This window comes from Streptomyces sp. ISL-87, assembly GCF_018614095.1.
Lineage (GTDB): Bacteria > Actinomycetota > Actinomycetes > Streptomycetales > Streptomycetaceae > Streptomyces.
Genome location: NZ_JAGGOY010000055.1, coordinates 1 through 8,374, shown reverse-complemented (window position 1 = coordinate 8,374; position 8,374 = coordinate 1). Strand labels below are relative to the sequence as shown.

Sequence of the window (8,374 nt, the reverse complement as noted above, 5' to 3'; positions counted from 1 at the left end):
GATCTTCATCAGACTCCTAGGGCCAACGCCGTTCAGTTAACTGAACGGCGTTGGTGCTAGGGCTCTGTCGGCGCTGGGCCGGGTGGGTGGGGCGCGGGGCTCCCACACCTAGTCGCTGACGTACGCCCAGGCTGCGTCGGCGAGCTAGCCCAGATCCAGGCGGAAGTCGCGGGCCAGGGCGAGACCCTGGCGCAGACAGCCGACCAACAGCATCCGGCCCGGCCCGGTGTGCGCCGTCCACTGCGCGCCGAGTGCGGCCAGCGCGGCGGCGGCGTGGTAATTGCCGGGCGCCTCGCAGACGCCGGCCGTGGGGGCTTCGGTCATCGAGCTTCTCTCGTCCTCACGGACGGGTCATCAACTGGTTCATCAGCCACAGCGGGTGTGACGATTCGTCATGGACTGACACAAACTGAGCGAGCGAACTGCCCCACAACGGGTGTTTTGGGCCTCGCTGTGCTGACTGCGGCACGGTCCGCGCCGCCGCCCGGGATATAGGCCCGGACCCGTCCGCCATTACGACGTCATGCTCCTGACCTACCTGATCGGACTGGAGACCGCCCAGGTGGCGCAGCACTGGTGCCGCCTCGGCTCTGCCTCATCTGCCCGGCGCGGCTCTTGCGCCTTGTAGGCCTGCGACTTCGCTCCCCCATCCGCCAGTGCGTGGACGTCGTCGATCTCCCGGACTCGCCCCTGCGACAACCCTGGAATCAGCGTGATGTGCCACGACGGCGCCGGACCAGGACGTAGGTTCCCACGCCTGCGGCGGCCAGAGCAGCGGCGCCGCCGACCAGCCACGGGGTCAGTTGCCCAGTGGCCGGTTCCGTCGCATGGTCCTGGCATGCGCGGCGGGTCGCGTCGTCGGTCTGGGCCACCCGGTAGCGGGCCCAGACCTCGTTCCTGCCCACCCAACGGACCTCGTACAGACCGGGCTGGGCGTCGCAGCGGATCGTCGCCGTCGCCGTAAGGACCGCCTTGGCCCCGCTCATGACGGGCTGGTCGGTGAAGCCCGGCGAGGCGAGAGTCTTGCCGAACCCCAGCTCCGCGTCCGAGGCCGTGGGCGTCACCTTGTCGCCGGGCTTGAACGTCCGTACGTCCCAGGGCGACTGCGGCCAGGAGTCACCCGCGGGCCAGCGCTCGTCCGGCTGTTCCGGAGGAAGGGCCGCTACCATCCCGGGACAGGCCTTGCGTTCGGCCTCGCCGATGTCCGCGACCTTGACGGTCACCCAAACGTCGCCCTTGGCGCCCTTGGGAGGCCCGCCGGGCCCGGTCTGCTCGACCAGGTAGACGCCCGGCGGGGTGTCACACGCCACGGTGGCCACGGCGGTGATGACCGGATCGTTCATCCTCAGCGTCCCGTGCTCAATGAAGATCTCGGAGCTCACCCAGTTTCCGTTCTTCCCCGGCAGGGACGAAGCCACCGCGAACGTGAGCCGCTCACCAGGGCGCGCAGACAACTGCGCCCCCGTGGGTGTCGGGGTGGGCGGATCCACGGCCTGCGCCGCAAAGACATCTCCCGCGGGCGGCATCAGCAGCAACGCCAGCGCGGTGGCCCCGCCGATCCTCATCCCTATTGCACCCATTCGCTCTCTTTTCATATCCGTTGACGATCTTCCAAGCCTCTGCATAGCCTGCCCCCTCATCGAACTGGCGTGCCATTACCGCTCTTTGCTCCGTATTCTCACCTCACCCAGGAAGTAAGTTCCTTGAGATCCAGATGGTTCACCGCGTTCACTCTCAGCGTGATCGCGACCGTATTAGGCACAGGTCCGGCTCTCGCCGCGACCGTCACCCCACCACCTCGCCCCACCACTCCCACGGCCAGCGCCGAGCCGAGACCCAGCGCCACCGCGAAGCCGAGCGCCACCGCGACTCCGAAGGCAACCGCCGCCCCGAGCCCGCGAGCCAGCACCCCGGCCACGACGACCGCTGCGACTCCGCCGGTGTCCTCTGACAAGCTGCGCGCCGAGGAGGAGTACTGGTCGGCCGAACGTATGGCCGCCGCTGTGCCCGTCGACGCCGCACGAGGTCAGGCTCCTGCCGACGGGGCTGCAGGCAAACAGCCCCGTGTGCTATCCGCCGCGCCGTCCGGCATCCCGACCGGCACCTACTTCGACGGCATGCCGATGGTGGGGACCTTCTTCTACCAGGAGGGCGAGATCGGCAAGGCGGACACCTCCTGCACCGGCAGCGTGGTCCGAAGCGCGGGCAAGAACATGGTGCTCACGGCGGGGCACTGCGCGGACAGCATGAAGAAGCCGACGAGCCACGCAATCTTCGTGCCGCAGTACCGCAACGGCAAAGCCGCCGCCGCCCAGCCATTCGGCATCTTCCCGCTCAAGGCCAAGGGCGTCTACCAGGACCCCCGTTACCGGCACAACAGCAAAGGAGCGGTGTCCGACCTGGACCTCGCCTTCGCCCTGGTCGAGCCGAACACCAAGGGCAGCATCGAGAACGTCACCGGGGCGCTCACCTTCACACCGGTGAGCACGTACGAGCACAACGTTACCGTCGTCGGCTACCCGTCCAGCTCAAGCGTCAACAAGAACCACAAGGCCCTGCGCTGCGATGTGCCCACCACCCGGCTGGGCGGCTTCCGCCAGATGCAGATGCTGTGCAACGGCTTCTACGGCGGCGTGTCCGGCGGCCCCTGGATCAAGGACTACGACGCCGCCAGCCGCACCGGCAAGGTCATCGGCAACACCGGCGGCTACTTCGGCGGCGGCAACGACGCCAACGACCCCTGGGTAACGTACTCACCGATCTACGGCAAGGACGCCCAGGACCTCTACAACGACGCCAACAGAGGCCTCGATCCCGACCTCATCTCCCGGCCCCCGACGTATCAGGGATCCGCGGACAGCCCACTGCTGCCCGGGCTCGGGGACCTGTGGACCCATGCCAAGGCCATGGCCTCCGGTGACTTCACCGGCAGCGGCCGCAGCAGCCTGCTCGTGGTGTGGACGGACGGCGAGGTGACCCTCTTCCCCGGCGACGGACAGGGCGCCTTCCTGCCAGAGCGGCAGCTCCTCCCCCCGAACGGCACCTGGAAGGACGTCGCGAACATCACGGCAGGCGACTTCACCGGCTCCAACCAGTTCGACCTCATGGTCCGCTGGGCGAGCGGCGAGATGACGCTCTATGGCGACGTGGGCACCAACGACCTGTCCGTCGCCAGCGCAACCCAGATGGCCCCGGCGGGCTCGATCTGGAGCCACGCCACGCAGATAGCCGCCGGCCGCTTCAACGCCAGCACCTACGTCACCGACCTGATGGTGCGCTGGTCGGATGGTGAACTGAGCCTCTTCACCAACGTGGGCGCCGGCACCCTGGGCCAGGAGTACAAGCTCAAGGACCCCAACAGCACCTGGAAGGACGCCACGCTGCTGACCTCCGGGCAGTTCTCCGGCAACCAGAAGTGGGACCTCATGGTCCGGTGGTCCACCGGCGAGCTCGACAACTACGTCGGCACCACCACCAGCGGCCTCGGTGGTGAGCAGCGCATCCACGGCCCCAACAAGACCTGGACCCACAGCGTGATCATGACCACCGGCCAGTACACGGGCGACGGCCTCACCAACGACCTCATCATCCGCTGGACCGACGGCGAGACCACCATGTACAGGAACACCACGGTGAACGCTCTGGGCTCCGAGCGCATGCTCGTCCCCCCGAAGGGCTGACGACCCGCCCCTGGCCACCGGCTGACGTCGTACGCAGACCGCCCCCAGGCGGTCTGCGTACGTTCAGTTACGCATCTTGGTCCGCAGTGCGACCCATGGTGCGTCCGCTCAGCACCGGCGTCTACGAACACACCTGGGCAGGAGACGGCACGCTGTTGTACTGAATGCATCGCCGCTGCTGCAGCGAACGTGGGAAAAGAGATGGCGGGCTTCGGACTGCCCAGGAACCGCCCAGATCTGCGTGACATGGCGCCATAAACGAATTTCATACGTGGCCTGAACCGCCCCCGGTCTCCCTTCCGGTCGACCTCTGCCACTACTGATGGTCGGGTCGCCCGGGGGGATCTCACCCCCGGGCTCCCACAGAACCGTGCGTAACAGTCGCCCGTTACACGGCTCTTGTCATCCTGATCACGTGAACCCCGGTGTCCATGCCCACTGGGCGAAGAGCCTCGGGTACTGGCGCGTGACGCGCTTCCAGCACGCGTGAGCCCTTTTGAACGCCTTCAGCCGTCGGTACTTCTTGCGGATCCAGCGCATCAGGTAGGCGTTGATGCGCTGGAGGAGGGGATGCAGCGCCGACCGGTAGAACGCTCCGTAGTACTGCATCCAGCCCCGCACCATCGGGTTGATCCGCCGTGCGAGGTCGAAGAAGGTGAGGTGGATCTGCCGGTGGAGCCGCCACGAGCGGACCTCCGCGCTGATCTTCTTCTGGGCGTCCTTGCTGATCGCGGGCAGGAATCCGGTGAAGTTCACACCGTTCCTATTCCGCGCCCCGCGGGCTCGGAACGTGAACCCCAGGAAGGTGAACGACGTGTGCTCGTAGGAGCCGCGCCGTTTGCCGTCCTTGCAGTACACGATCCGGGTCTTGTCGGGGTGCAGCCGCAGCCCGACCTCGTCCATCCTGTTCGCGAGTGCGGCCAGGACCTCGTGGGCCTGGCGCTCGCTGGCGCAGTGCACGACCGCGTCGTCCGCATACCGTTCGAACTGAATGCCCGGATAGTTCCGGCCGAGCCAGGTATCGAACGCGTAGTGCATGAACAGGTTTGCCAGCACGGGCGAGACCGCCGACCCCTGCGGGGTCCCCCGGTCCCGCCTCTGCAAGGTGCCGTCGGGCAGTTGAAGCGGCGCGCGAAGCCACCGATCAACATACAACTTCACCCAGACGGCGTCGGTGTGCGCCTCCACAGCCTTGACGATGAGGTCCCACCGGACGCTGTCGAAGAATTTCTGGATGTCAAGGTCGATCACCCAGCCCTTTCCCCAACACCGCTGCCGGCATCGCTCCACCGCATCGAGCGCGGACCGCTTGGGCCGGTATCCGTAGGAATCCTCGTGGAACACAGGGTCCACACGAATTCCGAGATGCCTGGCCACGATGGTCTGCGCAACCCGATCGGCGACAGTGGGAATACCTAGCATTCTCGTGCCGCCACCATGCTGCTTTGGAATCTCCACCGCACGCACCGGAGGAGGAAAGTACGTCCCCGAGGACATCCTGTTCCAGACCTTGTAGAGGTTGCCTCTCAGGTCGGCTTCGAACTCCTCGATGGACTGCCCGTCCACTCCAGGCGCGCCCCGATTTCTCTTCACTTCACGATACGCCTCCAGCACTTCCCACTTGGAGATGTCGAACGGCTTGTTCGGTGACTTCAGCTTGTCCATCGGCTCCTCCCGGAGAACGTCCGGTTGACCAGACACACACAGCCACGGATGACCCGGCCCCTTCGCTCCACCCCCATTACAGGGGCTTCAGCACTACTACGAGCCGGTCCGCCAACACGCTTCGCGCCGGTACTCAACCCCTCACGGTTCAGCCGCTCGGAGCGCTCCCTCTCGCCGCCCTGCATCGGGCGGCAGTATCAACGCGTGCCTTCCCACGTTCCGTGCAAAACCAGCAGACCAGGCTCACGCCACCTCCGTGCCGGACACCGCCTGGCCAATAAGCGGACTCCCGCCAGGCTTATCCCGGGCGCAATCCTGTACTCCCGGTTTCGATGCCACTTAGATTTCAGTAACGACACTTCAGCAATGGTTCACTTGCGTTCGTCTTCCTGATCCCCACCTGACGCCTCACGGGCGCCTTCTCCACATCGCTCACCACGATCGCGTCACCGCTTTCGCAGCATGTGGTGGTTTGAAGCCTCCCTCCGCAGGACGGCTCCGAAGGGCCATACCTTCATGTTTCGCACAGCATTGCTTCCAGAACTGTTCCTACATACGGTTCCTTTCGCATTCGTGGCACACAGGATCTCGGAAAACGGCCAAGGCTACTCGTCGCCCCACTTGGTCCGGAGTTCAACGGAGTGGGGTAGCTTCAGCCAGCGTCGCGCGTGTTGTCGGCTGGGGGTCGCCCGCTCGTGGAGCGTGCGGGCCGAGTCGGCCGGCACAGGCTTGAGCAGCATTCGATCGGTCAGTGGCGTCGGCGTCGGGGCTTGCCTTCGTTCACAAGGACTCGCCTCGGTCGGAAGTCTCGGCAAGCGCGACCACAGTCAGTACCTGGTCGAGCACATGTCTGATCGCGGCGGCCTGGGCTGGCGGAGCTTCTAGGATCTGCGGCATGGCAACACGACTCGTGCAGATCAACATGAAGGCCCATGACGACCCCGCGCTCGGCCGGTTCTGGGCGGAGGCACTCGGTTGGGGTGTCGACAGCGAGGGACCCGGCGTGACCAACCTCGAACCCGTGGGCTTCGCCTACCCCGACCCCGTGGCCGTTTGCATCGACATCGTCGCCCGCCCGGAACCCAAAACGGTCAAGAACCGCGTGCACCTTGATCTGGCCACCACCTCGACTGCCCATCAAGCGGAGTTGGTCGCGCGCTTGAAGGATCTCGGCGCGACGCTCGCCGACGTGGGGCAGGGCGACGTCCCCTGGACGGTCATGGCCGACCCGGAAGGCAACGAGTTCTGCGTCCTGGAGCCCCGTCCGATCTACCAGGACACCGGGCCGATCGCCGCGGTGGTGGTCGACTGCACCGACCCACGAGGGATGGCCCGGTTCTGGGGCGAGGCGATGGACTGGACGCTGCACGAGGTCACCGACGATCATGCGACCATGCGCTCCGCCAAAGGCGTCGGGCCCTACCTGGAGTTCCTCCGCACTCCCGACACCAAGAGCGTGTGGAACCGCGTCCACCTCGACGTCTGCCCCTACCCCGGTGACGACCTGGCCGCAGAGGCAGCCCGACTGCGCGCCCTGGGCGCCACCGACCCTGATATTGATCAGTCCGCAATCTCCTGGACGGTTCTGGCCGACCCGGAAGGCAACGAGTTCTGCCTCCTCACGCCTCGCTGACCTTGAGCAACGACTCCGGCTGGTTCCGGGGCAGCGGCGAAGACCGCGTGGCGTCAGCCCATGCCGCCGGAGACGGGGATGGCGTCCCTGGGGAGCCAGCGCGCGTCCTTGGGGGCAAGAAGGCCACAAGCGGGCCGTAGCCGTCGGCGGTGCCCGCACGGCTTCGGCGCCTACGGCGGCGCTACGCGCTGGCCTCTCCCTTGTGGCGCCCGGCGGCAGGTCAGGTGTCCCATGACCGGGGAGATCCATCGAGCAGGCATGGAGTGACTCCCGATCGGCGGTGGCCGTTTTCAAAGAGCGCCATCACTACTCCCACCTTCGACGGCCAGCCGCCCTGACGGGCGGCTGGCCGTTCCGCATCCCCAGACACGACAGTGCCGTCGTTTGTCATCGACATCCGCGAGCTGGGTGATCACCAACCGCCTCCAGAACCGGTCGACAAACGCTGTTCCTAGAGGGCTCTGGCACACATTTCGTGAGGGCGAACGGCGTCCTGCCGCCGGATGTTCGGTCGCGCCAGACTTCCGCCCCTCCGCAAAAGGGGTCCCGAGGAGGCGCAGGATTATGTAGTCGCCCGGCCCTCTTGGCCAGCTTCTGTTTGCAGCTTGCGAGCTCGCTCGGCCGGGTTGTAGTTCGGCCTGACGCCCTCGATCAGCAGCAAATCGCCCTCGATGTGGTCGGTACGCAAACGCAGGATGGCCCGGTAGGCCGGAGAGTCGTACCAGGCACGGGCTTCGGTCAGGCTAGGGAACTCAATCAGCACCATGCTGCCAGGCCATGTACCCTCCACGACTTCGGCCGGCGGACCGTGGATGACGAAGCGGCCTGCGAAGGGGTCGAGGGTTGCCTGGATGCACTCCAGGTACTTGATGACGTCGGAGTGATTCCGGCGGCTGCGGAGATGAGCGAAACCGTAAGCAGGCACCACGGGGCTCCTTCGTTCGGGGGGAGTGAGCGATGACCACGAACGTAGCTGCGGGAGGTTGGGCGGTGCGATTACCCCGGAGGTAATGGCCGCCACGTCAGGACACCCCCAAGGCCGCTGCCCGTCCCACCGTTCCGCCCCTCACGGAATGGGTGCCAGAACCCAGATGTGACGTCACCTTTTGTCGACTTCGAGAGCTGACAGTGAACACAGTCCGACAGACTCATCAGCCTCACGCTTGCGTGTGGGTTATGCCGCTGACCTGGGGCGATGCGATCTGAGCAGGGGCATCCGTGCAGGCAGGAAGGCTGCACTCCTCGGGTGAGAAGCGCAGCCGGTCGTACCTGCGCCGAGACGGACTACCGGAAGGGCCGGCGAACCGCCGCGAGCGATGGGAGCTCTCTTGAAAATGACCTGAGCGTGTGTGCGTCGGTGCAGGTCAGACCACTTCCTCACGGGAGGCGACGGTGA

At 66.1% G+C, this 8,374-nt stretch carries 6 protein-coding genes; 2 read left to right on the top strand and 4 right to left on the bottom strand.

The genetic code is table 11. The features are described 5' to 3' along the window. Positions 1 to 144: 144 nt before the first annotated feature. Positions 145 to 324 (bottom strand): hypothetical protein, encoded by a 180-nt coding sequence (locus J7I97_RS20410; protein ID WP_214936931.1) that lies wholly within the window; start codon positions 322 to 324, stop codon positions 145 to 147. Positions 325 to 707: 383 nt separating this feature from the next. After that, positions 708 to 1,565, bottom strand: coding sequence for a hypothetical protein (locus J7I97_RS20405; RefSeq protein ID WP_214936925.1), 858 nt, complete (start codon positions 1,563 to 1,565; stop codon positions 708 to 710). A gap of 375 nt (positions 1,566 to 1,940) precedes the next feature. Between J7I97_RS20405 and J7I97_RS20400 the strand changes: the two genes are divergently transcribed. Then, complete coding sequence (locus J7I97_RS20400) at positions 1,941 to 3,680, top strand: trypsin-like peptidase domain-containing protein (protein WP_308369261.1); 1,740 nt, start codon at positions 1,941 to 1,943, stop codon at positions 3,678 to 3,680. Positions 3,681 to 4,091: 411 nt separating this feature from the next. On the opposite strand, the gene ltrA is transcribed toward J7I97_RS20400, so the two are convergent. After that, complete coding sequence (ltrA, locus tag J7I97_RS20395) at positions 4,092 to 5,345, bottom strand: group II intron reverse transcriptase/maturase (RefSeq protein WP_214936923.1); 1,254 nt, start codon at positions 5,343 to 5,345, stop codon at positions 4,092 to 4,094. 895 nt (positions 5,346 to 6,240) lie between these two features. On the opposite strand from ltrA, the gene J7I97_RS20390 reads away from it, so the two are divergent. Beyond that, complete coding sequence (locus J7I97_RS20390; RefSeq protein ID WP_214936921.1) at positions 6,241 to 6,978, top strand: VOC family protein; 738 nt, start codon at positions 6,241 to 6,243, stop codon at positions 6,976 to 6,978. Positions 6,979 to 7,540: 562 nt separating this feature from the next. Here the strand turns inward: J7I97_RS20390 and J7I97_RS20385 are convergent. Continuing rightward, positions 7,541 to 7,906, bottom strand: a complete 366-nt coding sequence (locus J7I97_RS20385; protein WP_374195501.1) for a DUF1330 domain-containing protein — start codon at positions 7,904 to 7,906, stop codon at positions 7,541 to 7,543. Positions 7,907 to 8,374: the final 468 nt, after the last annotated feature.

What these genes read in the sequence shown, in the direction of transcription:
- J7I97_RS20390 (WP_214936921.1), top strand. Translation starts at nt 6,241, where the DNA reads ATGGCAACACGACTCGTGCAGATCAACATGAAGGCCCATGACGACCCC.
- J7I97_RS20410 (WP_214936931.1), bottom strand. Translation starts at nt 324, where the DNA reads ATGACCGAAGCCCCCACGGCCGGCGTCTGCGAGGCGCCCGGCAATTAC.
- ltrA (WP_214936923.1), bottom strand. Translation starts at nt 5,345, where the DNA reads ATGGACAAGCTGAAGTCACCGAACAAGCCGTTCGACATCTCCAAGTGG.
- J7I97_RS20405 (WP_214936925.1), bottom strand. Translation starts at nt 1,565, where the DNA reads ATGAGGATCGGCGGGGCCACCGCGCTGGCGTTGCTGCTGATGCCGCCC.